The 26,005-nt window shown below is 44.1% G+C and carries 23 protein-coding genes; 6 read left to right on the top strand and 17 right to left on the bottom strand.

Annotated elements, in window-relative coordinates; genetic code table 11:
* Window positions 1-147 precede the first annotated feature (147 nt).
* The 12 genes from K339_RS34990 to tnpA form a co-directional block, all read right to left on the bottom strand.
* Window positions 148-588: a phytanoyl-CoA dioxygenase family protein gene (locus K339_RS34990; protein WP_084332327.1), complete on the bottom strand. Its 441-nt coding sequence runs from the start codon at window positions 586-588 to the stop codon at window positions 148-150.
* 78 nt (window positions 589-666) lie between these two features.
* A complete protein-coding gene (locus tag K339_RS0126935; protein WP_028526373.1) occupies window positions 667-1,113 on the bottom strand; it encodes a zinc ribbon domain-containing protein in 447 nt (148 codons plus the stop codon).
* Between the two features lie 213 nt (window positions 1,114-1,326).
* Window positions 1,327-1,893 carry a hypothetical protein gene (locus K339_RS0126930; RefSeq protein WP_028526372.1) on the bottom strand — a complete coding sequence of 189 codons (567 nt, stop codon included), beginning with the start codon at window positions 1,891-1,893 and terminating at the stop codon, window positions 1,327-1,329.
* Between the two features lie 121 nt (window positions 1,894-2,014).
* On the bottom strand, window positions 2,015-3,196 hold the full coding sequence (locus tag K339_RS0126925) for a hypothetical protein (protein ID WP_028526371.1): 1,182 nt from the start codon (window positions 3,194-3,196) through the stop codon (window positions 2,015-2,017).
* Window positions 3,197-4,025: 829 nt separating this feature from the next.
* Complete coding sequence (locus K339_RS0126915; RefSeq protein WP_028526370.1) at window positions 4,026-4,814, bottom strand: 2-oxo acid dehydrogenase subunit E2; 789 nt, start codon at window positions 4,812-4,814, stop codon at window positions 4,026-4,028.
* Complete coding sequence (locus K339_RS36270; protein WP_051398282.1) at window positions 4,814-6,340, bottom strand: DUF459 domain-containing protein; 1,527 nt, start codon at window positions 6,338-6,340, stop codon at window positions 4,814-4,816. Before K339_RS36270 ends, K339_RS0126915 begins: the two co-directional genes overlap by 1 nt.
* A 49-nt stretch (window positions 6,341-6,389) precedes the next feature.
* Window positions 6,390-7,169 carry a hypothetical protein gene (locus K339_RS0126900; protein ID WP_028526369.1) on the bottom strand — a complete coding sequence of 260 codons (780 nt, stop codon included), beginning with the start codon at window positions 7,167-7,169 and terminating at the stop codon, window positions 6,390-6,392.
* Window positions 7,170-7,181: 12 nt separating this feature from the next.
* Entirely contained in the window at window positions 7,182-8,057 is an 876-nt protein-coding gene (locus K339_RS0126895; protein WP_028526368.1) for a 3-keto-disaccharide hydrolase, read from the bottom strand.
* Window positions 8,058-8,280: 223 nt separating this feature from the next.
* Window positions 8,281-9,912 carry a RagB/SusD family nutrient uptake outer membrane protein gene (locus K339_RS0126890; protein ID WP_028526367.1) on the bottom strand — a complete coding sequence of 544 codons (1,632 nt, stop codon included), beginning with the start codon at window positions 9,910-9,912 and terminating at the stop codon, window positions 8,281-8,283.
* Between the two features lie 45 nt (window positions 9,913-9,957).
* Complete coding sequence (locus K339_RS0126885; protein WP_229598823.1) at window positions 9,958-13,410, bottom strand: TonB-dependent receptor; 3,453 nt, start codon at window positions 13,408-13,410, stop codon at window positions 9,958-9,960.
* Between the two features lie 80 nt (window positions 13,411-13,490).
* Complete coding sequence (locus tag K339_RS0126880) at window positions 13,491-14,573, bottom strand: FecR family protein (protein ID WP_028526365.1); 1,083 nt, start codon at window positions 14,571-14,573, stop codon at window positions 13,491-13,493.
* Between the two features lie 929 nt (window positions 14,574-15,502).
* A complete protein-coding gene (gene tnpA / locus K339_RS34975; protein WP_262506081.1) occupies window positions 15,503-15,937 on the bottom strand; it encodes an IS200/IS605 family transposase in 435 nt (144 codons plus the stop codon).
* Window positions 15,938-16,149: 212 nt separating this feature from the next.
* Between tnpA and K339_RS0126865 the strand changes: the two genes are divergently transcribed.
* Complete coding sequence (locus tag K339_RS0126865) at window positions 16,150-16,368, top strand: hypothetical protein (RefSeq protein ID WP_028526364.1); 219 nt, start codon at window positions 16,150-16,152, stop codon at window positions 16,366-16,368.
* A 52-nt stretch (window positions 16,369-16,420) separates the two neighbouring features.
* Here K339_RS0126865 and K339_RS0126860 read toward each other — a convergent pair whose 3' ends face one another.
* Together K339_RS0126860 and K339_RS0126855 are read right to left on the bottom strand one after the other, a co-directional pair.
* Window positions 16,421-17,029, bottom strand: a complete 609-nt coding sequence (locus tag K339_RS0126860; protein ID WP_028526363.1) for an RNA polymerase sigma factor — start codon at window positions 17,027-17,029, stop codon at window positions 16,421-16,423.
* Window positions 17,030-17,042: 13 nt separating this feature from the next.
* Entirely contained in the window at window positions 17,043-18,209 is a 1,167-nt protein-coding gene (locus K339_RS0126855; protein WP_028526362.1) for a glycoside hydrolase family 88 protein, read from the bottom strand.
* Between the two features lie 375 nt (window positions 18,210-18,584).
* Here K339_RS0126855 and K339_RS0126845 point away from each other — a divergent pair, with 375 nt between their 5' ends.
* The 4 genes from K339_RS0126845 to K339_RS0126825 all read left to right on the top strand — a co-directional run bounded on the left by K339_RS0126845 (window position 18,585) and on the right by K339_RS0126825 (window position 22,986).
* Window positions 18,585-19,619 (top strand): LacI family DNA-binding transcriptional regulator, encoded by a 1,035-nt coding sequence (locus K339_RS0126845; RefSeq protein ID WP_028526361.1) that lies wholly within the window; start codon window positions 18,585-18,587, stop codon window positions 19,617-19,619.
* 63 nt (window positions 19,620-19,682) lie between these two features.
* Window positions 19,683-20,195: a gluconate 2-dehydrogenase subunit 3 family protein gene (locus tag K339_RS0126840; protein ID WP_028526360.1), complete on the top strand. Its 513-nt coding sequence runs from the start codon at window positions 19,683-19,685 to the stop codon at window positions 20,193-20,195.
* A 104-nt stretch (window positions 20,196-20,299) separates the two neighbouring features.
* A complete protein-coding gene (locus K339_RS0126835; RefSeq protein ID WP_028526359.1) occupies window positions 20,300-22,018 on the top strand; it encodes a GMC oxidoreductase in 1,719 nt (572 codons plus the stop codon).
* A gap of 392 nt (window positions 22,019-22,410) precedes the next feature.
* The gene (locus K339_RS0126825; protein ID WP_028526358.1) at window positions 22,411-22,986 is read left to right on the top strand and encodes a dTDP-4-dehydrorhamnose 3,5-epimerase family protein; all 576 of its coding nucleotides are present in this window, start codon (window positions 22,411-22,413) and stop codon (window positions 22,984-22,986) included.
* Between the two features lie 91 nt (window positions 22,987-23,077).
* Here K339_RS0126825 and K339_RS0126820 read toward each other — a convergent pair whose 3' ends face one another.
* On the bottom strand, window positions 23,078-23,608 hold the full coding sequence (locus K339_RS0126820) for a DsrE family protein (protein WP_028526357.1): 531 nt from the start codon (window positions 23,606-23,608) through the stop codon (window positions 23,078-23,080).
* A gap of 147 nt (window positions 23,609-23,755) precedes the next feature.
* Here K339_RS0126820 and K339_RS0126815 point away from each other — a divergent pair, with 147 nt between their 5' ends.
* On the top strand, window positions 23,756-24,805 hold the full coding sequence (locus K339_RS0126815; protein ID WP_028526356.1) for an agmatine deiminase family protein: 1,050 nt from the start codon (window positions 23,756-23,758) through the stop codon (window positions 24,803-24,805).
* A 109-nt stretch (window positions 24,806-24,914) separates the two neighbouring features.
* Here the strand turns inward: K339_RS0126815 and K339_RS0126810 are convergent, their stop codons facing one another.
* The gene (locus K339_RS0126810; protein WP_028526355.1) at window positions 24,915-25,427 is read right to left on the bottom strand and encodes an FKBP-type peptidyl-prolyl cis-trans isomerase; all 513 of its coding nucleotides are present in this window, start codon (window positions 25,425-25,427) and stop codon (window positions 24,915-24,917) included.
* A 44-nt stretch (window positions 25,428-25,471) separates the two neighbouring features.
* Complete coding sequence (locus K339_RS36265) at window positions 25,472-25,999, bottom strand: GNAT family N-acetyltransferase (RefSeq protein ID WP_028526354.1); 528 nt, start codon at window positions 25,997-25,999, stop codon at window positions 25,472-25,474.
* Window positions 26,000-26,005 lie beyond the last annotated feature (6 nt).

The following is a 26,005-nucleotide window of genomic DNA, read 5'->3' as shown; positions in this document are numbered from 1 at the left end:
GCTAATGGTTCTGCGCTTAGCGGTGTGGCGGATTTTTAGCACAAAAGTTCCATAGAATTACTGCCCTTGAACCTTGCACAACTATTTCATAGAAGCACTTCAGCCGCCATATTGCCAAACCGATGTTATTCTGTCGGTTTTCTATTTTCAGTTCAGTCGTTCTGCCCATTTTAGTTCGGTTGGTAGTTCTTGGTTTGAAAATTCAATATGTATTACTCGTCTTTTCTTGTTATTTGTTGTCCGACTTGAACTATGTAAAATTAAAGGTTTCATAATCATAACTCCACCTTTACTTACATTACAAGTCGTTTCTGTTTCTATCGTCCAGTCAATTGTCTCAGGTCTGTAAATTTTCTTTAAATGAGATTTAGGAATTACTCTTAACGCTCCATTATTTTCTTCTGTATCGTCAAGATGAATTCGGATTGTGTAAATATTTTCCATTATGTCCAATGGTGGTTCAACCGCAAATTGGCTTTGCTTTGTCGTCCAAGGTCCAAAGTTTTCAAGTTCTACTTTTTTGTCAACCGAAATTGTCAAGTCTTGGTGGTAGGAAACATACCAATTTAAAGTTTTTAGTTTTAATATTTAAAAATCAAGTCTGGTGTTTTATTATCTTCACCTACTGAGAAATACATTTTTTTTAATTGTATTTCTTATTTTTTATTATTCAGATTTTGTTTCGCTATTTTCTGATTTTTTTTGTGTTCTTAGCATATTCCTAATAAATAATATTGCTAATGGAAAAATTGTATAAACCAAAAATTCTCTAATGTCATAATTTTGAACAACGCTCCTTTTAGAAATTGGCCAAAAGTTATCATTGTCTTTCCATAAATAAGTACCTTTTCCTAAAATGCTGTCTGCCGTAGTTAAGAGTAAACCTAAATGCAAAAACACCCAAGCTAAATACCATCCTATAGCTTTTTTTATAAATTGATATTCAATTGAAGATTTATGAGCTTCAATAACTTGTCTTGTAATCTCTTTTTCAATAATTACGTCAGCAAGTTTTTCTTTTAGTGAAGGTTCTCCTTCTGTTTGCTTGTGTCCACAATGTGAACAAAATTTTGAGTTATCTGGGATTTTTGCCCCGCATTGTATACAATACATAGTTTTTTATTTAGTTTAAATTCTATCGTCTGTTGTCTTGTTGTAGCAAAGTCCCCCTAAACTGACCGCTAACGGATTAGGCTTTTGTGCAGGGCTGGCAATCAGGAAACGTCAGGCTAACCTTAGTGCAAAGCTAAATTGAAATACTAAGATGAGTTTTGTACGTCAAGCCAGCCTTGCAAAAAAAACCACGTTATATGCTGGGCTGGTTATCTATCGCTGCATTTCTTTCTTTAAAAACTGTTCGTATTTTGCAATTGTGTCAAATTTATTCAAGTTATTCAATTTTAACTCGGTTTGAGATTTTTTGTAAGAGTCGCTAAATCCATCATACCCAATTTCTGCTTTTATTGTTTCGCCTAAATGTTTACACCATTTCTTGATATGAGTAACTCTGTCAATTAAGTCATTTCTTGAAAGTCCACCTAATGTTACTTGTCCGTGGAATATTTTATTTCTGTCCTTTGTAAACAAAATCAAGTCTCTAATATCTTTGTCATAGTCAGCACCATATACTTGTTTAAGCTGTCGTGGTAATATTAGGTCAATACCTTTGATAAAACCGTCAAAATATAAGTTTTTATTTGTCGCAAGTGTTGAACGAAGTTCAGAATAATCGAAAATCGAAAACGCTGGATTCTGAAAAATTAAGAATGTAAAAATTCGTCTTGCTTGTTTTTCTGCTTTTATCAAAGATAAAGCAAAAGCGTCAACGCCTCTTGTTTCAAAGTCAGAGTTAAGAATAATGTCAACCGTGCCGAAATCTTGTTGAAAGTCCATAGTTTATAATGTTGTGTCGCCTTACATATAGCGTTTTGTGGCTTGCCGAAGTGGGGGAATTAGAAGTACAAATGTTCAATTTAGCACAAATGTATAATAGAATTCCAAATGCTCAATCTTGTTATGTGCCGTTTTGTTTTAATTCGTCTTTAAATTTATCAATATAGATTTTAGGGGTCTTCCCAGCAAAAAGTCCGTCAACTGTAAATTCTTCTATTAATCCTAAACCGTAATCAACAGCTGGTTCTACAATTGGCTTAATAACTCCACCGACTAAAGCTCCAATTTGTCCAGCAATTAATAAACCTAAGCCAGAAGTTGCACCATACATTAATGTATTCTTTATGATTTTCCCCTTTGTCGTATTAAAAAAACTTTTAGCTTCTTTTATTTCAGCTAAATAGGCTTCTGTAACTTCAGCAGAATTGGCATTTTCTCCAACTTCATTTATCCATTTTCTAAAGTATTTGGCTGTTTTTAAGTGTCTAAGTTTAAAAATATCTTCAACTTCAAATTGGTTATTTAAATAAATCTGCCTTAAATCTGGTGTATTTTCGATTTTTAATATTTCTGAAACATTAGTACTTATGTTATATGCTTTGCCTATGTTTTCAAAACTTTTCTCGGCAATTTCAAATTCTCCATAATTATTGTAACTCTTAAATCCGTTTTTGGCTATAATACCAGCCTCTAAAATTGAGTTAGCTAAATCCAATAGCCTACCTCGCTCCTCAAGATTTAAGTCATTAGGGTCTTTTGTAAATGGTAAACCAAGTTGCTCTAAATGATTATTCTCGTATGAATTTAGAATAAAATCTGTAGTGTCTACACCAATTTTCATATTGTCAGTTGATAGATATGAAGGAGCGATTTTATCTATTAATTTATTTCTTGTTTTTTTGTCAATGTCAAATCGACTTAATGCCTTTAAGATATTTCTTTCAGGTTTAAGTTCTTCATCTCCAAGAACTCCACCAACTATTGGTGGTTGAGAATAAATTACACTTTCATCTATGCTTCCATCTTCTCTTCGTCGTCCAGTTCCAGTTACAATTATTGCTGATTTTATACTAAATTTTATATAGCCACTTCTTATAAGTCTTTCTACTGTTTCTAACCCTAGCTTTGAAATTAAGAATATTAGAGAGAAATTGTCTTTGTCCGTACTAATAACAATGTTGTCAAACAAAATCAATTGTTCAAAGAAAGTTGCTAAAATCTGTTGCTCTTGGTCTTTCGTGAATTTTGGATAAAACCCAAGTATTGAAGAATTGCAAATAGAATTGTTATAAAGTATATTCATTAAATTGTAAGGTCTATGTTTGTAGGGTGTCGTTTAAAATGGCACATAACGTGAGGCGGCTTTGCGCAGTTACCCTTGTGTTGCGCCTGCGGCAAGGGTAATTGTGCAAAACCGCTGTTACATGAAGTTGGACTGGTAGAAAGGTGGCCTAAAACGCCTTCCAACCAGTCCAATTGCATAGTAACTCCTAAATATGCGAAAGTTTTACAGTAACACCCATATTTATTTTAAATATACTAATATTTTATTGTACTTTAGATGTCATACTTTCTGTATTGTAAACGTTCATCATTCCTTCAGAAACCCCAAAAATTCGCCCACTTCACAGCCAAAACGATGCCAAGCATAGTGTTCAGTTCAAAACTAATTAGAAGACAATGAAGGGGGAAATGGCCTTTACCTTTTTTTCTACTAAGATTTAGCCTCGCTGAGGCTTCTTTTTTTTATGCGTTTAACCTAGATGGGTATGCTGTTTTGTAAATATATACCAAAGATTAGTTGATTTCAAAACTAACTGCCTAATTTCTGATTTTTTTTAAAGTGGAGGTAGGCTTCTCCTTCGTCGAAGTGACAAAGCCTTCGTCGAGGTGACAAAAGCCTTCGTCGAGGTGACAAAAGCTGCGGTTGGGCGGGTTGTGAGCAACCCTTTGCACGTTTGATGGTGTGAGCGTGCCTGCTTGTGCTTTATAGCACTCAAAAGGTTTTTGGCTTGGCTAAATGCGTAGCGCGTTGTGCTGTTTGGTGGTAGACCTCTCCTTCGTCGAGGTGACAAAGGGTTTGCCGAGGTGACAAATTCATTGTCGAGGTGACAAAGGGTTTGTTGAGGTGGTTAGGTTTCGAGGAGGTGAGGTTGGGCGATGACTTTTTTGAGGTATTTGAATAGTTTTCCGCCGTGCGAGGCGTCCACCACGCGGTGGTCGAGGGCTGCCCCCAACGAAAGTATCGTGCGCGGTACGACTTGCCCCCCTACGACCCACGGTTTTTGGGAAACGCCCCCCAAAATCAACACAAACGAGACATTGGCCGAGGGAAACAGGGCGGGGTAGCCCATGTCAAGGCCAATGCTGCCGATATTGGACAAAAAAAACGCCCCAAAACTGTTGGCCGAGATGCCTAGCCACGGAATCGTTAGCCCCAGCCGCACCGTCAAGTACCGAATGAGGCGATACACGTAGTCACGGAAGGGCCAAGGAATGTGCGCAAGGGTTTCTTTCTGTTTTTTAGACTTTTCATCGCCTTTTTGGGCGTTTTGGATGGCTTGGCGCAGGGCGTCGGCCAAGGTCGTTAAGGTGTAATTATCAATGTGTTGCATTTTTACCGAACCCATTTCCCCGTTGGCCATCAACACACTTACCGTGGCGTCGATGCTCGGAAAAGGTACGATGGTCCCGCGCTTGACGTAGGTGTTAAATTCGGGTACTTCATCGCGAAGGGCGCGGGCGGTTGCCAACAGAAAAAAATGCGTAAGCGTTATCTTAACGCCTGCTTTGCGCCGCTGCTGAATGTATTTTTCTAAGTCAGTAATATCCACTTCTACCGAACCAAAAATTTTCGAGTCGTTGGGCTTTTGGTAAATCGTGGAGGCCGTTTTTCGCCAAGCGGTGTTAAAGTCATTCATTACTTTTTGCCAAAATCACGATTTAGTACGCCCCCAATCACGTTTTTCCAAATCTCGTACCCTTTCTCGTTGAAATGAAGCTTGTCGCCAATGTACAATTCGGGTTGGTATTTGCCATCTTTCCCCAACAACTGCGGCATGGTTTCGATGTAGTGCAGATTTGGGGTCGATTCGCAATATTTTTTAAACAAGGCATTGGCTTCCAAGATTTTGTCTTGCACCGCCCAGCGGCGTTCGTTGGGCGAAATGGCAATCCAGTAAATCGCGGCGTTGGGTAGCTTCGCCCGTATGTTTTTGACTACCACTTTGTAGGTTTCGAGGATTTGCAAGGGTGTTTTGTCGAGCGGTGAGTCGGCGATGTCGTTGCTCCCCGTGTAGATTACCACGGCTTTGGGTTGATGTTTGCCCAAAATCTGAGGGATATAGTAGGCCATTTCGGCCACGGTCGAGCCTCCAAAGCCACGGTGAATGATTTCGTGCGGGGCAAGGTCTTGCTTGATATTTTTCCACAAACGGACAAACGAACTGCCCGTTACCAAAATGGCATTTTTGCTGTAGGCTTCGGTTTTGTCGGCTTCTTCAAACGCTAAGATTTCTTTCTCAAAACGCGTGACGTTCAATTTTCCTTTGAGCTGAGAAGCCAACCAATACCCCGCTTCTTCTAGCGCTTGGGTTTGTTTGGTTTTATCGTTATCGAGGGTATGGCCTGTGTTTTCGTAGAGACGAATACCCGTCGGAATCCCCAACGCCAACGAATGCTCAAAAACGACTTGGCTCCCGTACTTGAAGCCATTGTACGACAAAGAAGAATCGCTCGGTACGAGTTTATCGGCCACACCGTGAACGTTGAAATTTGGAATGTCGCCTTTTTGAATCCAGCGGTAATCAATCATCGCCCCCCAGCAATTGATGATGGCTTTTACTTTTGAAGAATAGCCTGCATTGCCGCTGTTGCCTTCCAACATTCCCCAACGTTCGGTGTTAACGTAGGCAGGTACTTCTTTCTCATCCAAATACGCCGCGTGCAGGGCGGTCATTGCCCCCGCCGAACCGCCCATGAGGTAGATTTGAGTGGTATCGATTCCATACTGTGCCGCATTTTTTCTAAAAAAACGAATGGCTGCTTTGGTATCTTGCACGGCTCGGTACATGGCTTCAAAGTAGCTTTTTTCGCTTTTGGGTTCTTCTACGCCCAAACGATAATTGATGGAACCACACACGTACCCGCGCCGTGCGAGTCCGTAGCTAAACAGCAACGGATAGCCTACTTTTTTGTCTCCTCCCGTAAAACCTCCTCCGTGTACAAACACCACGAGCGGGCGTTTGCGCAGCGTATCACCGTGCGGGCTATAGACGTCCAGCAGCAGTTTTTCTTTTTCACCCTTGATGTTAAGCGCCTCGCCGTAGCCAACATTGATGACGGAGTCGATTTGGGCAAAGGTTTCGTGTTGGTAGCGCTGCAAGCGCTGCGCCCACCCTGTAAACACGAGCAGGTAACACACAAAGAAAGAAACGAGCAATTTCATAAAGGTTAGTATGGGGTAAATTAAGGAATTTTAGCTTTCTATCTTAACACTAAAACTTGTACTCGACTCCCGAGGGCAAAGGCTCCACTTTGAGTTGCATCCATTTGCCGTCGATTTTTATTACTACAATTTTGTTGTCTTTGTCATAAAACATTGTGCCATCGCCACTGCCTTTCAACTCTTTGAAATTTACGTATTTAGCATCCGCCTGATACACGTTTTCGTCGTCACCCTGTGGTTTCTCCGTCAGTATATCTTCTTTGCCGATATTGCCTAGGGTAAATGCGTTGGTCAGGCGAAGAGAACCGTAAAAAATGGCTTTATCGCGGCCAAACAGGAACGAATGTTGCCGAACATCCGAGCCAATTTTAAACCAATTGTAAGCTTGTTCGGAATGATTGTAGGCCGTTCCGTAGTAATACAACTCCGCCACAGGGCGTTCTTCCTCGATGTGCTTATTGACCAGCATCGTTATCCGCGACTTATCATCTTTCGCATAACCCTCAAAGACATGATAGCCCCAGCGTTTTTTGTTTCGTTCTTCGGCATTTCCACGCACTTGAATCATGTAGGGCGTGGAAAGAATGCCGTTCACGGTGGTGTACATGGGAGTCAGGGAAGGGTTGAAGCCAAAGCTATACCCACGCTCTTTCCACCGTGCCCAACTGGTATCTATATCGGAGCGCAATTCCACCCGATTTGCGTCGGGATTGCTGCCTCCTTGGGTGATTGAAATATACCTATACAGCAATCCTGGGTTGGGCGACTGTTGCGCCAACACCACCCAAGAAAGACTCATTAAGCCAAAGAAAATACAAAGGCGCTTCATACGAAAAGGGAATTAACGGCATTTTGCAGGGTTATTTTTGACAAAATAGCTGCGAAATGCTTTTGATTTTGGGTCTTTGCAACCTTCCAAATTGAGCAGTTTGATGTTCCTAAAATCAATTTCTTGTCCTTCGCTTTGTAGGGCAATGAAGCCTTCTTTGAGCAGTTTTCCGTCAATTTTTTGGGCGGGGTCAAAACGGTTGGCTACTCCTCCGCCTATCTGCGGTTTTTCGTATTCCAGCACTTTTTCGCCGTTGATAAAATGTTGTACCAACGAATCGCCCAACACAATCAAATCGGCTTTTACCCATTCTTCTTTTGGGTACGTTTTGGAGGTGGAGTTGATACAGTGGCGTGGGTCTTTTACCCCTTTAAAAATAACGTCCGTGCCAGGCGAACACATGTTGCCCGTGGGACGCGGTTTCCCGTCGCCGAGGCCAGCCAAAAACTGCATTTCCACCGAAATCGGCCAATCTTGCTCTTTGGGCATGGTTTTAGGATCTTGTGAATGAAACATTATCCCGCTGTTGAGCTTCGTATAATCGGGAGCGTCTTCGCGCCAAATGCCCGTAAAACGATACTCCATCGACAAATGATAATACGAATAAGGCGTATTGAAGTACAAATGCCCATAACGTTCGTTGAATTTATCGTACTTGTCGTAGCGCACTTTGATGATTCCATCTTCTACCCGAAAGGTATCGCCAAAGTTGTCGCCTGTTTCGTGGTGGTGGATTTTTACCGTCCAATTTTTAATATTTTTACCGTTAAAAAGATTAATCCAATCTTCTTTTTCTTTAGCCGTTGGCGCGGTAAAAGAGAAGTGGGCAACCACTGGAATCAACAATAGGTAAGCAACCAAGCGTGCGGAGGAAAAGATGGATTTCATAAGGATGTACAAAAGGTGAAAAAGAACTTTGTCATTACTTCAAGAAGAAGCAAGTAATTTCCTAACTGAGTTATCTGATAATTTTTTAAAAAACAGCACAAAAAAGCCCTCCCAACATCGTTTGCTGAGAGGGCTTTACAAACAAATTATGCGTATTAGTCGGATTGTAAGCAACCCTCCACACAGAGAATCGGGTTGTGAGCAACCCGATTCACGTATCTGCCTACCATCCTGGATTTTGTTTGAGGGATGGATTAAGGGCTAACTCGTTGATTGGCATTGGCCATAAATAATCTTTTGCAGGATCAAACTTACGGAAACTTGCCGCTTGTACTTGGATATAATTGTCAGGGGTTAAGTTGACCTGAACAGTTGTTCCAAACTCCGTTTTGAAGAAATAATTTCCTAGAATTGGTTTTGGCATTTCAGTTTCTGCCATTTTCCAACGGTTTAAATCCCAATAACGGTGACTTTCTTGCGCCAATTCCACACGACGCTCGCGACGGATTTCATCACGCATGTTCAAGCCATTTTTTGTCACAAACTCATTGGTCAATTTAGGCAATCCACCACGGGCACGCGTGCGGTTGAGGGTCAACTCCAAATCTGCATCGCTGATTTTTTCGTCCAATTCAAAGCGAGCTTCGGCATAAATCAACAACACTTCGGCGTAGCGCAAAATCATGTAGTCCATCGTCGATGCCTGGTTGTTCCAGTCATTGATGTCCGAATATTTGCGGAACGTAAACCCTGTTTTGGCAAATACCAAACTGGGCACGTTGAACACAGGAAACGTCGCAATCCACGAGTCACCGCGCTTCATGTAGGTATCGCTCATGCGCGTATCACGGTTTTGATAGACCTCTACCGTCGTGGTAGGAGCCGTATAAAGCGGCGATTTCGACGTTGGCAAGCCATCCTTCATCAAATACGAATCAATAAGGCTTTTGGTCGGGTTCAAGTTGCCGTTTTCTACCGTTCCACGAAAATACGTATGCGTCACCACGCGGTCGGTCTGTGATACCCCGTATTGTCTTACAATGATATTTTCGCGGTTGGCACGACCTTCACCTGCATACTGAAATAAGTTAAAATAACCGCCCGTGTATAAATCGTGCTGCTTGCTGTCAATCACCGCTTTAGCGGCGTTGTACGCCAGCGTCAGGTGTTTGTTGGGGTCGCCGTACTTGTGAAATTTGGCACGGGTTCCTTCAAACAAAGCTACGCGTGCTTTGAATGCCAACGCGCCTGTATTGGAAATGCGACCATAATCGGCCGTTCCTAAGACGGTAGGAGTAGGAAGTTTAGCAGCGGCAAAATCCAAGTCTTGGTAAATTTGCTCGATGATTTGGTCGCGGGTAGCAGCAGGTTCTTTCAACTCCGCCGACTCGTCGGTCAATGTCTTCAGAACCAAGGGAACACTTCCGTATTTCCGAAGCAAATCAAAATACCCCATCGCACGGAAGAAGCGCGCTTCGCCCACGTAGCGGTCTTGGATGGCCGCCGCCAAGCTCGCACGTGGTGCTTTTTCGACGATATTGTTGGCCGCCCGAATCAACCGATAAGGGGTGCTGTAGTTCCCATCGGTAGCAGGTGCTAAACGTGTACCATCGCTAATGCCGCTCACGGTCAGTCCCGTAGCATCGTCCGACCAGTTGTCTTCGTTGTTAAACGCAGGCAAAAATGTGTATAAGTAGTTGGCTGATGCTTTTAAGTCGGCTTCGGAGCGCCAAAATGTTTCGTCACTAATCGACGTTTCGGGAAGGCGGGTTACATCACAGGCTGAGAGGAAGGTCAGCCCGCATACCGCCGCTATTGCTACTTTTTTGGTAAGAAATGAATATGTCTTGTTCATGTTGTTTCAATTTAATAGATACCACCTTTGTTTGAAGTACAATGCTTAAAACGAGAGGTTTAAACCCACAGAAGCCGTAGCAAAGAAAGGATAGTCGTTTTCAACGTTGTCGCGGGTTTCAGGATCGTAGTATCCTTGGAAAACGCCTAAACCAGAGATGGTAAATAAGTCTTGGCCCGAGAAGAAGAAACGAGCGCGTGACACTTTAAGGCGCTCCGTCCAGCGGCTTGGCAATGTGTATCCTACTTGAATGTTTTTCAGGCGGGTATAACGTGCATTCAAGACCCATTTATCCGACGACAAATAGTTGTGGGTAGCTCCGATAAACGGACGAGGATAAATAGCATTAGGATTCTCTGGTGTCCAATAGTCACGGTGAATACCGAGGGCTTGTTTCCAAGTCACCAACAGAGGCGCAATAGACTCTGTGGCTGGGCGGTAGCTACGTTTTCCTACCCCTTGAAAGAAAGCCGAAAAGTCCAATCCTTTCCATTGGAAGCCTAAGTTAGCTCCGTACAAAAGGCGAGGATTAGTCGTTCCTAACAAAACCATATCGCCGTAGTCTTCGGTCGTGCCGCGTCCAACGGTCAGGCGGCCATCTCCGTTTTGGTCGATGTATTTGACGTCCCCAGCGCCCGCGCGGCTATCCTGAAACGCCCAAGATTTTACTTCGTCGGCTGTTTGAAAATAACCCGCAGATTGGTATCCCCAAATAGAGTTAAGTGGGTAATTTTCAATGGTTCCGTTGGTTCCCATTCCGACGATGTTACGGCCTGAGAAGCTAATGAGTTTGTTGTTGTTGTCCGACAAATTGAACGACACATTGTAATTAAACTCTTTACCAACCGTACCACGGTAACGCGCCTCTAGCTCCCAGCCCCAAGATTTGAGCTCACCGTTGTTTTTACGAGGGGTGTTGATACCAATGGTAGAAGGCAATAACTGCGCCGTAAGCATGTTACGGTTGTATTTTACGTAGTAGTCGCCCGTGATTTGGAGTTTGTTTTGGAAAAAGCCCAAATCCACCCCTCCGTTGGTTGTTTCGATGGTTTCCCAAGAGAGGTTGGCCGAAGGAATCGCGTTTTGGAAAATATACGTAGCCCGAGAATCACCCAACACCAAAGCCGAGCCTTGCGAAAGTTGGTTGAGGTAGTCGTAGTTACCAATGGTATTACCCAACGCACCACCAAGACGCCCCCAAGAGGCGCGGAGTTTCAATTCAGAAATAAAGTTGAGGCTATTTCCAAACCAAGACTCGCGGTGTACGTTCCAACCCAAAGATGCCGATGGGAAGACTTTCACGCGGCTTCCTGGCGCCAACTTCGAGCTTTCGTCTTGGCGAAGGGTGGCTTCTACTAAGTACTTGTCGGCGTAGTTGTAATTAAAACGTCCAAAAATAGACTGAAACGCGTTCGTAGCAATTCCCTGACTGTTGACTTTCGTTTTTTCGTCGCCTAAGTTGAGGGTAGGCAGGTCGTTACTCACTAAGTTACTAGCGCGGTTGAAAACTTGACTGTAGCGGTACGATTCCCACTGATAACCCGCAAAAAGGCCAAAATTATGTTTAGCTCCGATTTTGAAATCGTAGTTCGCTAACAACTGAATGTTGGTATTTTTGGTCAACTCGTTGGTAATTTCGTACGAGTTTACTTGGTTGAGGTAGCTCAAAATCCGTGAACGTCCCCAAAGTGGCACCGTACGGTTGAAACGGTTTCGATCGCCACGGCGGTACTGCGTTCCAACTACGGCACGGAGGTTCAAGCCTTTGACCAAACCACTGTGCTGGAGAGTAAATGTTCCGTCGAAGAAATTCTTGAAAAGGTTATTGTAACCTCCTGATTCCATGGTTGCATAAGCGGTGGCTGCCGACCCTGCTCCGTTGTAACGACCTTCAGGCGTGAAAAACGGTGTACGAGTACGCAAACGGTAGATTTGGTACAACAAACCGCCTCCGTTTACATCGGCTGCGGGGGTTTTGGTACGCTCACCTGTATAAGCAACCCGTGCATCGAGCGAGAGTTTTTCGGTTAATTTTGCACCTAAATTGAGGCGAAGGTTGTAACGTTCGTTGTTATCAGGCCCTACTTTAAACACCCCATTTTTACCGTAAAAACCACCTGAAAGCATAAAATTGAGCTTGTCAGTTCCACCACGCACAGTCAAGTTGTGGGTTTGCATTGAGGTGTATTTTCTCAATACCTGGTTGGTCAACGGCTGTTGGTTGTAAAACAAGTAAGTAGAAGTATCCGCAGGGTTAACAACATACGGAACGTTGTTGCGAATCTGCTCCAAATCAAAGTCTGAGTACTCAGGGCCACTGCCTGAGTTTTTACGGGCAAGGTTAGAAAACTCAGCTTCTTCCAACAAAGACATCCGACTAGGTACGTTAATCGACCAATCGGTTCCAAACTGAGAAAGATAATCAAACGTTACCTTGCCCGATTTCCCTTTTTTGGTCGTCACCAAAATAACCCCACCCGCAGCTTGTGCACCATAGATAGCGGCGGCGGCGGCGTCTTTCAAGACACTGATATTTTCAACGTCATTGGGGTTCATGGTTTGAAGGGTAGAAATGGGCACCGCTACCCCGTCCAAAATCATCAATGGATCCACGCTACCGTTGGCCGTCGTTGCTCCCCGAATCTGAATGCTGACACCTTCGCTACCAGGCTGCCCTGTAGTACGTTGGATTATCAACCCAGGTGACGTTCCTTGCATGGCCGTAGCCAAGTTGCTCGAAGGGCGGTTTTCAATCGCTTTTGAATCAATAGTCGAAACCGCACCCGTCATGTTTACTTTTTTCTGTACACCGTATCCTACCACGACAACCTCTTCTAAGCTCTTGTCATCGGCCGACAATTTGACGTTGATAATGCTCTGATTACCAACTACAATTTCTTGTTTGATATAACCAATGTAAGAAAAAACCAACACTGATTTCCCATCAGGCACCGACAAACGATAGCCTCCGTTGGCATCGGTGGTAGCGCCACGCGTTGTGCCTTTCACCTGTACACTTACGCCTACAAGCACTTCGCCCTTATCGTCCGTGATTTTTCCCGTTACACCTTGATCGAGCGCTTGGGTAGTCGTCAATAAACTAGGCGTTTGCTGGGGAATGGGCAACAGGCTCACCTCTTTTTTGAAGAGAGCAATTTGCTTGCCTTTCACTTCGTAGCCAATTTTAAGCGGGTTGAGCACTTGCTCAAGCACTTCTTTCAGCTTTTCGTTTTTGGCATCTACATTGATTTTTTGAGATACTTTAATTTCGCGCGGATTGTAGATAAAGCGCACGTTGGTAGCTCGTTGAAGTGTGCCTAGGGCTGTTTTTAAGTCCTCATTGGCAAGCTTTACGGTTACTTTTTGCTCTAGGGCTTCCTGAGCGCTTGCGTCGTGGGCATGAGATACTCCCATAAACAGGATTGCAATCAGCAGCTGTGTCAATGAAATCCTCATGAGCGTCCAGCAGAAATGGGGTTTGTTGTAGATTTTATCCATGATGAAATATGTGGTTTTCTCATGGATGGCGAAACGAAGCCTAAAATACTGCTTTTTTAAAATTTTTTTTTTAAAAAATACTATTTACATCCTCGGCTATGAATAATGATTTGAGCATCAACGATTTCGTAAGTCGAGTGCGTGATTTTGCAGATAAGGTCAAGTTTATCAAACAGCGACTCGTCAGAAAGTGTAGCCGTCAGGAAGCAATTTTCGAGGACTTTGGCATCATAAATCACGGAGATACCGTAGGTTTTTTCTATCAAATCAAATGCCTGACTAACAGGCGTTTCCTCAAACGAATAGCTACTAACGGGTGTCTGAACAACTGCGGCTGGTGCTTCCACGATAGATTTTAAAAAGCGTTCTTGGGGTATCGAAAAAGCCACTTGCTGGTTAGGAGTAAGTACCACTCCCGCTTTCACCGCTTGTTGGGTTGTTGTGGCTTTTTCTAAGTCTTTTCGGGTATAAACCGATACACGCCCCGTTTTGACCACCACTTTGGCCTCATCAGCCTCCAAAAATGCTTGAACCATAAAGCTCGTACCCAACACTTGAGTAGAAATATAGTCAGTATAAACCCAAAACGGCTGCTGGGGATTTTTAGTAATGTCAAAAAAAGCTTTCCCTTCTAAATAAACCTCGCGCAGTTGGGCACGAAAAGGTTGTGGATACCGAATTCGGCTCTTGGGATAGAGCGAAATGGTACTTCCATCTTGCAACGAAATTTTCTGAACGCGGTCTGTTTGATTGGTCTGTTCAAGATAATCATCTTTGAAAGCCACGACCGTTTTGCTGTCACTAAGTGCCAAGGTGTTAGGTCGAAAATAAGAATATGTCCCCCACCCCACGCCCAAAAGCAGAATGATAGAAGCTGCCCATTGAAACAAGGGGAACTGCCAAAACCGAGAAGGAGCTTGCGGAGGGGCTTGGAGAATCTGCTCTGTTATGGCCTCTAATTCCAACTCTGACAAATCGGTTTCATTTTCTTCTAAGGCCAGCAAAAACGCCTTGGCCAAATGGACTTTTTCGCGGCAATCGGGATTTTCGGCAAGCCATTGCTGCCAAAATTGGGTACTATTAGGCTCGTATTCCAGCACCCACTGACGAAACGATTCGTCACGGGCAAAGTCCTCTAGCTGATACGAGCGGTAATAATTCATTGGGTAATAGGAATGTTTTTCTATCAGATGGCGCTAAACCAACTAATATACTCCTTTCTTCTTCATTTTTTTTACAAGTTCTACGAAGGTTACAGGGCTACGCCGCTTTTTTTACCCTATTTTCTACGAAATAATTGGTGTTATTGTTTCCCAATATAGGGGGCGTAGCCCTCAAATCTTCGTAGAAAAAGCCCTTGCTTGGTGAAACCAAAAAGGGGCATAGCCCTGACATCTGATTTGGATTTACCCTTTCTCTACGAAGATTACAGGGCTAACGCCCCTTTTTTGATCTTCACTATTGTCATTTTTCTACGAAGGTTACAGGGCTACGCCCCTTTTTTTACCCTGATTTTCTACGAAATAATTGGCGTTATTGTTTCCCAATATCGGGGGCGTAGCCCTCAAATCTTCGTAGAAAGTGGCTTGACCGATAAGCCCAAAAGGGGCGTAGCCCTCATATGATTTCGGTTTACCCTTTCTCTACGAAGATTACAGGGCTAACGCCCCTTTTTTGATCTTCACTATTGTCATTTTTCTACGAAGGTTACAGGGCTACGCCCCTTTATTTCATGCTCGTTTTGTCTTGGTTTCCACGAAAATTACGAATGTTAGTTCCAAAATCGGGGGCATAGCCCTCAAATCTTCGTAGAAAAAGCCCTTGCTTGGTGAAACCAAAAAGGGGCGTAGCCCTGACATCTGATTTGGATTTACCCTCTCTCTACTAAGATTACAGGGCTAACGCCCCTTTTTTGATCTTCACTATTGTCATTTTTCTACGAAGGTTGCAGGGCTACGCCCCTTTTTTTACCCTGATTTTCTACGAAATAATTGGCGTTATTGTTTCCCAATATCGGGGGCATAGCCCTCAAATCTTCGTAGAAAAAGCCCTTGCTTGGTGAAACCAAAAAGGGGCGTAGCCCTGACATCTGCTAGTCATACCATTCAAATACATATTTGGGGTCGTAATCCACCTCAAATTTTTCAAGAAACAATAGGTATTCATCTTTGAACGATTGTTTTTTGTGATGCTCTGGCTGGTTTAAAATGTATTTAACAACATTGTCAATTTGTGATTTGGAATATGTAAACCCTCCATATCCGTCTTGCCAAGAAAATTTTCCATGAATATATTTTTGGTCGTTTAGCCATTTTGATGAACCTGACTTGATTTGCTCCATTAGCTTTGAGGGAGAAATAGTAGGGTGCATTCCTACAAGAATATGGGTATGGTCAGGGTTACAATAGATCGCGTACGTTTTGCAGTTATGGTTGTTGACAATACCACACATTACTTTTTCAAGTTCAACTCGAAAGGCTTCTCTTATCAGGTTTTCCCGACCTTTGACCGAAAAAACAAATTGAATTTATAATTGTGTATAGGTATTGGCCATTTCTACGAAGATTTCAGGGCTACACCCCTTTGTTTGTTAGGCAGTTTGTCTTGGTTCTACGAAGATTTCGGGGCTAACGCCCCTTTCTTCTTGCACTTCTGCCTTATTATTGACGAGAAGTATAGGGCTAACGTCACAAAATCGGGGACATAGTCCTCAAATCTTCGTAGAATGCGCCTTGCCTGATGAAACAAGAAAGGGGCGTAGCCCTGACACCTGATTTTTGCTCTATTTTCTACGAAGATTTCAGGGCTACGCCCCTCCGTTTGATATTCAAATTGCCTATTTTCTACGAAGATTTCGGGGCTACGCCCCTTTATTTCATGCTCGTTTTGTCTTGGTTTCTACGAAAATTACGGGACGTTAGTCCTAAAATCGGGGGTATAGCCCTCAAATCTTCGTAGAAAAAGCCCCTGATTATACAAAAAAGGGGCGTAGCCCTGACATCTTCTAAAATCAATTAAACATAACCAATCCCAATAACACCTGAATCACTTGCCAATGGGTACGAAATACCTTCAACGCCGACTGTACCAAATTGGAAACCGACTGCGGGTTAACCTCCATTATCTGCGCAATTTCATCCCGATTTAGATTTTGATAAAACTGCAAATAGATAACTTCCCGCTGCCTTTTGGGTAGTTTATCCAGTAAAATCGTGATTTTTTGGGTCAATAATTCAACGTTTTCCTGTTCAATAATCGCCCATTCGTGCGGAAGTTCTTGCGAGTGCCAATCCAATACGGTGTCGATTTCGTGCTGTTCATCCTTCAAAATTCGTTGCCGAAAGCCCTCCCTCAGCACTTTTTTTCGTACTGAACTCAACAAATACGCCCTAACACTCACGGGTGTGCTGAGGCGTTCGCGCCGTTGCCATACTTCAATAAATACCTCTTGGACACAATCCTTCACAAAATCTTCGGACTGCACAAACTTGCACCCATAATTTTGTAAAGGATTGAAATATTTTTTGACGAGCCTTCCCAACGCCCATTCGCTCCCATTTTGCAACTGGGACCATAGCTGACTATCCACTTGTGACGATGAGGTTTCTATTGGCTTCATGTAGAACGTACGTCTATTTTTTCTTCTTGTTCAAGGCTTGGTAACGGAGCAGTCCTTCCAAGTAGTAATAGTCGGCATATACCAAAGGAACATCTATCTCTGAATTACCTAACTTGTGCCCTACGCTGTGTTGCAAAATGAAGTGGTTGTTTTTGCCCAATTCTGCTTTGTATGGCGGCTTCGATAAGCTTTCCAAAATTGTGACGGCTGTGTTGTAGTAATTTTTGGCATTTTTACCACCGTAGGTACTCAACTCCAATAAGCCCGACGCCAAAATCGCCCCTGCTGAAGCATCGCGCTCTTCTCCTGGTTTGTTGTAATCCCAATACGGAACTTTGTCGGCAGGCATATTAGGGTGGCTCAACAAATAATCGGCGATGTTACGGGCATGATCGAGGTATTTTTGGTCTTTGGTTTCGCGGTACATGACCGTGTAACCGTACATTCCCCACGATTGACCCCGCGACCACGACGACTCGTCAAACGCTCCTTGATGGTTTTTCTTGGCCAATACTTCGCCGTTTGGCCCGTAGCAGATAACGTGATACGCGCTGTGGTCGGGGCGGTAGTGGTGTTTCATGGTGTTATCGGCGTGCGTGATACACAGGTTATACAAGTCTTTGTTGCCCGACTCTTTCGCCGCCCAAAACAAAAACTCTAAGTTCATCATGTTGTCAATAATCACGGGGTAATTGTACCCACCTTTGAAGCTATTCCACGACTTAATCAACCCCACTTTGGGATCAAAACGTGTCGCCAACGACTGCGCACCTGTTAGCATAATAGGTTTATATGCTTCGTTTTTAGTTAAGCGATAGCCGTTTCCAAATGGGCAATAAATCATAAAACCCAAGTCGTGCGTGCCTTTGTTGTACTGTTCTTGTTCCACAGCCATGGTCCATTTGTGGGCTGCTTCTTTCCACTGTGGTGCTTTGTTAAATTCATAAATATACCACAAAGAACCTCCAAAGAATCCGCTACACCACCAGCTCGACTTCATGTCGCGCGGGGTTCCGTCGGGGTTGGTCGATTGGGGAAACTTCGTAATGTCGGGGTGAGCTGCCAACATTCCTTCGTACTGCTTGGCCGCAAACTCAAACTCTTTTTTTACATCAATTTTGGACTGCCCCCATGCCGACAATGACAGCACAGCCATAACACAGGTAATGATTTTCTTCATTCAAGTAATAGATTTATTAAAACGTAAAAAGGGATAACAGATTTATTAAAAAAGTACAAATTTTAGCCATTCAACAAGATTGTCCTACATTTATCATCTATGCAAATAAAAGGGCTATTTTGTCTTTCTTTATGTTAAAAGTATAAGTAAATTCACATTTCTAAAAGAAATAACGCAAAAATTGAACATATTTTTGCGCAACATCATCCGCAAACGTTTGCGGTTACGTTTGCGGTTTTTCTGCAACACCCATTTTAAACTTAAAAAAATCAAATATTCGTTCCAAAGTCACCAACTGTATCATTTCCCGAAGTTCCTCGGTTTTTCTACCCAAAATGGGTGGCATATTGTAAAAATCATATTTCTCTAAACCCAATGAATAAAAATACAGCCGTCACGATCAAAGACATTGCTAACGCCCTCAATCTATCTGCCTCTACCGTGTCGCGCGCTTTGCGTGGGATGCCCGAGATACACCCCGAAACCCGACAAGCGGTGTTGCAGTTGGCCGAGGACATGGACTACCAACCCAATCAGTTGGCAAAAAATCTGGTCAAAAGCCGTACAAAAACCATTGGGTTGATTTTACCGACGTTGAGTTATCATTTTTTTGCGTCGATGCTCAACAGCATCGAGGAGGCAGCCATGCAAGCGGGCTACAGTGTGGTGGTATGCCAAACCAACGAATCGTATTTACGGGAAGTCGCTCAAATTCAAAACCTGCTCCACAGCCAAGTTGAAGGGGTAATTATGTCGTTGGCACGCGATACGAGCGACTTTGAGCACATTTATCGGTTGCAGCGAAAAAACATGCCCCTCGTGATTTTTGACCGCTATTCAACCGACATCGACGCCTCGCGGGTCATCGTTGACAACCATGAAGCGGCTTTTAAGGCAACCCAACACCTCATCGAAAACGGCTGTCAACGCCTTGGTTGCATGGCAGGCCCGCCGCACTTACTCATCAGCAACGAGCGTTTGCGTGGCTTCAAAGATGCCCTCGAACACTACGGCCTGCCCTACAACGAGCGCTACGTTTTTCACAATGATTTTACCCAAGAAAACACCATGATGCAGGCCCTCAACATGATGAGCTTGCCCACACCACCCGACGGTATTTTGACCATGACCGACCGCATTGCGTTTGCCACCATGTATGCTTTTAAACAAAAAGGTATTCGGATTCCTGAAGACGTGGCCATTGTGAGTTTCAACAACGAACCCACCTGCATTTATCTTTCGCCATCGCTCACCAGTGTCAACCAGCCCATTCAAGAAATGGGGGCGCAAGTCGTTCGGCTTTTGCTCAAACAGCTTGAAAACGACCAACCCGTTGTTGCCGAAACGATTGTACTCAGTACCCAACTGATGATTAGGGAGTCGTCGATGGTAGAAGGGCGAAAAAAATAAGTTTTGATAGGTATCAAATGTCGTTTCATTTCTTTGTAGAAATAAAACTAACCAAACGTTATTATGCAAAGACGTTCTGCCCTAAAAAGCCTAACGGCGGCCGTTGGAGGATTAATGAGCCTACCAAGCTGGACACAAGCATGGACTCCCGAAACGGTAAAAGGGCCTACCCTACTCACAATGGCAGAGGAAGATACCCTCGCCGAAATCGTTGAAACCATCATTCCTGAAACTTCGACCCCAGGCGCAAAATCGCTAAAAGTCCATCAATTTGCGCTTCGGATGATCAATGATTGCTACGGCGAGAATGCGCAAAAAAATCTCAAAAAAGGATTGGCTGATACCAATTCGGCCGCTCAACAAGCATACAGCAAGTCTTTTGCCGCTTGCGACGGAAAACAACGCCTTGAGCTGCTCAAAAAACTGGCCGACAACGCAGATACAAAGCCGTTTGTAAGCATGATTAAAAACTTGACGATTCAGGGCTACCAAAACTCCGAATACGTCATGGTCAACATTCAGAAATACAACATGGCTCCTGGGTTCTACCACGGTTGTGTTCCTGTGAAAAAATAGGAATTCGATGTGAGCGTTTGCCCCAAACTGCGATTTGGGGCAACACTGGATGAGCGTCTCTGACGCAATTCCCCTAATTCAACCTCAAAATTGTAAATTCACCCATGTCTTATTTTTCAATAGATTCCATCAAAGACCGTACATTTGATGCCATTGTCGTTGGCTCTGGTATCAGTGGGGGTTGGGCGTCCAAAGAGCTTACGGGCAAAGGCTTACGTACCCTTGTATTAGAACGCGGTCGCAATGTGCAGCACGTCACCGACTACCCAACGACCATGATGCGTCCGTGGGAGTTTCCTCATTTGAATCAAATGCCAAAGGAGGTAAAAGACGCCAACCCTATCGTAAGCAAATGCTACGCTTTCAACGAAGATGCCGCCCATTTTTTTGTCAAAGATGCCGAACACCCTTACGTGCAAGAAAAGCCCTTCGATTGGATTCGGGGCTACCAAGTAGGAGGTAAATCGTTGCTGTGGGCTCGCCAAACCCAACGTTGGTCACAATTTGATTTTGAAGGCCCCGCGCGGGATGGTTTTGCCGTGGAGTGGCCCATTCACTACAACGAAATTGCGCCTTGGTACAGTTACGTTGAAAAATTTGCGGGAATTTCGGGCAACAAAGACGGTCTTCCGCAGCTTCCCGACGGCGAGTTTCTGCCCCCTCACGAACAGTCGTGCGTAGAAAAATACTTTGGGCAACAAATGGCTAAACATTACGGAGGTACTCGCCCCATCATCATTGGTCGTTGCGCTCACTTGACCAAACCGAATCCGATTCACTTCCAACAAGGACGTGCTCAATGCCAAAACCGCGCGCTTTGCCAACGTGGCTGTCCATACGGAGGCTATTTTAGCAGCAACGCCACAACCATTCCGTGGGCTATGAAATCGGGAAAGATGACCCTCAAGCCCGACTCGGTGGTTCACTCAATTATTTACGACGAAAAACTAGGTAAGGCCACGGGCGTGCGCGTCATTGACGCCAAAACCAACGAAGCAATAGAGTATTATGCAAAAATCATTTTTGTGAATGCCGCCGCGCTCAACACCAACTTGATTTTGCTCAACTCTACCTCTCACCGCTTCCCCAAAGGCTTGGGCAACGACAATGGACTAATGGGCAAGTACATTGCTTTCCACAACTACCGTACAAGCATTTCGGGCGAGTATGAAGGCTTCCTTGATACTACATCCGAGGGAATCCGCCCCAATAGTAGCTACATTCCTCGGTTCCGTAACTTACTTAAACAAGAAACCGACTTTTTACGCGGCTACGCTGCGGGCTTTAATGCTAGCCGTATCACCTTCAATGACCGCTCTGGCATGGGCGAAGAGCTGAAAACGTCATTGGAACAGAAAAAATATGGCAACTGGCGGGTGGGTTCGCACATGATGGGAGAAACCATTCCGAAAGAAACCAATTTCGTAGCCCTAGACCCCAACCTCAAAGATAAGTGGGGAATCCCGCAGTTACGGATTTCGGTAAGCTACGACGACAACGACGAAAAGATGGTGAAAGACTACCACGAGCAGTTGACGGAGATGTTTACCAAAGCAGGTTTCAAAAACATCCAAACCCACGATGTACCGAACAAAGCACCAGGACTTGACATTCACGAAATGGGTGGCGTTCGGATGGGGAAAGACCCTAAGACATCGCTCTTGAACAATTGGAATCAACTGCACGCTTGCAAAAACGTGTTTGTGACGGACGGAGCATGTATGACTTCTACCGCCACTCAAAACCCGTCGCTCACTTACATGGCACTCACTGCTCGCGCCGCTGACTACGCCGTAAAACAAATGAAAGCGAAGAATTTATAGTCTTTTTATCTAAAAAAAACGAGGGTCGTCATAAATTTTGGCAGCCCTCGTTTTTTTATATAATTCAATAAAAATATCAGTATGATTTATTGTAAGTTAAACTACAATTTACGTATCATTGTAACACATTTGTAGTTATTTTTAGACATTTTTAAGCATTCCGAATTACTACTTTCTACCGTAGAAAGGCTAGATTCTGGGAAATAGCTTCGCCACAAGTAGGTGTGCAACACTAAAATAATCATAGCCAATCTTAAAGTGTTTACTCCTAAAACCCCATGCCTTTAGGCTGGGGGCTGTAAACAAGAGCGTAATCTAGGGCTTTAGCCCTGACATCCCTCAGTTTTTTATTGATTACCCCTTGGTACTTTCGCCCAAAACCGCATTGTACCATGAATACTACTCAGCTTATAAAATCCGCACAAATAGATGGCGCCGAGCTTCACCAAGTTCGTTTGGTGTCGTTGGACGAGCATAAAGACCATCGTGGGTCGTTTACCGAAATTTTTCAAGATCACTGGGGCACGGTGCTTAAACCCGTACAATGGAGCGCCGTAAAATCAGAAGCCAACGTTTTTCGGGGAATGCACTTCCACGTCCGCCATGATGAGTACTTTTGCCTCATCGAAGGACATTGCCTACTGGGCCTCCGCGACTTGCGGCCTGGCTCGCCTACGCAGCACAAATCTGCCTTGTTTGAATTGTTTGGTGAAGATCCCGCCGCACTTGTTTTTCCCGTAGGGATGCTGCATGGATGGTATTTCTTCACGCCGTCTATTCACGTACAGGCGGTTTCGGAAGCTTATCCCGACTACGGCGCGGATGACAACTGGCGCTGCCGCTGGAACGACCCCGAACTTGAACTCAATTGGGGCATTGAAAATCCTATTTTAAGTGATTTGGCGACTAACGCTCCTTCGTTACAGGGGCTTATCAGCGGCTTGACATTTAAGGGATACTTCTCTTAGTAATTGAACACCATATAAGACATATAAGGGATTATAAGAAAAACTTATATGCACTTATATGTCTTATATGGTTCCCAAAATTGCCAAACTGCTACGGAATAATAGGCACATACCCCTTCGATTGGAGCGTAGTCATTAAAACCATGGCCGACAACGTGACGTGAATCACAGGGTTGCGCGGTTCTTTTTCCAGTTTACGCATATACAGCGACTGGCCGCAGATATAAAACTTGACACCGTTTGCCGCAAGTTCATTGATTAATGCCGTGTTAGGATTCGGCACTCCAAATTTCTTTTTGTAAGCTTCATCGCTCAAAATCAACGGCGTACCCAAAAAGTGTATCACGGCCACCACGTCTAAATTTTGCTTCGGAATTCCTGCCGATAAATGAAGATTCGCCAAGCGGGCCAACTTATCCAAGGTACTGTTGACGGAGTCGGGTTTATCAGCTCCTTTTGAAATTTCGTACAACACTTTGTACTTCATTTTGGGGTCAACAATTGGCTCTGCTTCAGGCACTTCAAACATCCCTCCCCCACTTTTGATATAGGGAAATTTCTTTTGGGCAAAGCTAGTCATGCTTACAAATACCAGTAAAATAATCAATCGACAAGTACGCATACGTTTATTTTGTTGAGGTGAAGAAGGAAAAATTTCAACGAAAGATACACAGACTTTACGAAACGAACCTACACGCGGGTCGTAAAACAATCTACATTTCTCCCTATTTTTGTAGCTGCAAAACTGCTTAATAGACTACAAAGCATCATGTCAATTTCATCTACGCCCAAAGAACAGGGCTTTTTCTTTCCTGCCGAATGGCATCCACACCGCGCTACTTGGTTGAGTTTTCCTCATACCGAAGCCTCTTGGACGTACGAGCGCCAGCCTAAAATACTTCCTGCGTATTTGGAATTTATTAAGGCCATCAGCGAGGGCGAAAAGGTGTGTATCAATGCGCACAACGAAACGGTTCAACAAACGATAAAACTTCATTTGCTAGGGGCTGGAATCGACCTTAATCAAATTGAGCTTCCGCTCCACGCCACCAACGACTCTTGGTGCCGCGATCATGGGCCAGGTATTTTGATTAATCCTGAAACCAAAAAACGTCTGGTGGTCAATTGGGGTTATAATGCTTGGGGAGGAAAATATCCACCGTTCAACAACGACGACCTAATTCCCGTAGCGATTGCTCATTATTTGGGCCTCGACTACGTCACTCCTGGCATCATCATGGAAGGTGGCTCGGTGGAATTTAACGGAAAAGGGACATTATTGACCAGCAGGGCTTGTTTGCTCAACGAAAACCGTAATCCGCACTTAAATCAAGCGCAAATTGAAAAGTACTTGTGCGATTATTACGGAGTGGAGCAAATCCTTTGGGTGGGCGATGGCATCGTAGGAGACGACACCGACGGGCACATCGACGACACCGTGCGCTTTGTGAATGAAGATACCGTGGTAGCGATTGTTGAAGAGAACAAATCGGACGACAACTACGAGATTTTACAAGAAAATATCCATGAATTGAAGCAGATGCGTTTGCTTAATGGAAAACAACTTAACATCGTTGAGTTGCCCATGCCAACGCCTTTGTACAGTGAAGACTTGCGTTTGCCTGCTTCTTACGCCAATTTTTACATCAGCAATGCGGCAGTTATTGTACCCACATTCCGCTGCGCCAACGATCAAAAAGCATTGGATATTTTAAGTCAATGTTTCACCGACCGCAAGGTTGTCGGCATTGATTCTACCGAAATCGTTTGGGGCCTCGGCAGCTTCCACTGTCTTAGCCAGCAAGAACCACTGGTGTAGTTCAATTTGGGGTTTACTGTTTGGGGTTTTGGGTTTTTATGTTCACTCTTTTGTGCTAGAAAGCAACAAACGCCAAACAGTAAACCCAAAACTCCAAACCAAAAAATCGCTAATGTTCCACTCCACCTTCGCCATGAACGTGGCCGTGGTCTAGTTCTTCGGCCGTAGCAGGACGGACGTTAATCACTGAGCCTTTGAAGTGCATCTTACGGCCTGCCAATGGGTGGTTAAAATCCATCAACACAAACTCACGATTTACTTCTACGACTTGTCCCATCAAACGATGTCCATCTTCATTGGTCATTGGAATCATATTGCCCACTTGAAGCATATCTTCTTGAACCTCACCGTCCACCTTGAAAATATCAATCGGGAGTTCGGCAACAGCTTCCATGTCATAATCGCCGTATCCTTCCTCGGGAGAAAGCGTAAAATCAAACGACTCACCCACACCAAGCCCGTTGATTTTATCTTCAAAACTTTCTGGCAAGCCACTCATCCCTTGAATGAAGTACATAGGTTGGTCTTCACCGACGGTTTCTACCATCTGCCACTCGTCGGTATCGTTCATAATACTAAGCTCGTAGGCCAACGCTACGACTTGATTAGCTGCTATTTTCATTGGTTTAAATTTTTTGCAAACGTACTGCTTTTTAAGGGCGTAAACTAACCTACTTTGGCTTTTCGCCACAAAATAATGCCATTTTCTTCCTTTACTTGAGAGAACCCTGCCTTGATCAAGACCCTTTGAGAAAGCGGCAGTCGAACGGGCGTTTGGGCAGTGAGGGCGTGGGCTGCTGGATGTTTGAACACCCATTTCATCAAGCACTCAACCGCCTCGGTCGCAATGCCTTTACCCCGAAAATCTTCGTCTAGGCCGTAGCCCATTTCGGTTTCGCCGTTGTCATTGGGCATACCTGCCACCCCAATTCCTCCCGCCACCGAATTGCTTTCTTTTTCAACAATGAGCCAATTGGTAAACCACTGATAATTGGCCACGTTTGCCGCCGTTTCGGGCAACCAGTAATTGGCCAAGGCATCGTCGAATTCCAGTTGAAACTCTTCTTCCATTTTCATGGGGCGGGGAGAAAGACCTAGCGATTTTTGTAACCCTAAGTAGTCACTAGCGTGTAGTTGTAACTGCTGGGTAGTGAGCGGAATGAGCCGCAAACGAATAGATTCTATAAAATACATGATGAA

The organism is Runella limosa DSM 17973, assembly GCF_000482465.1.
Lineage (GTDB): Bacteria > Bacteroidota > Bacteroidia > Cytophagales > Spirosomataceae > Runella > Runella limosa.
This window is presented reverse-complemented; position numbering and strand designations above follow the sequence as displayed.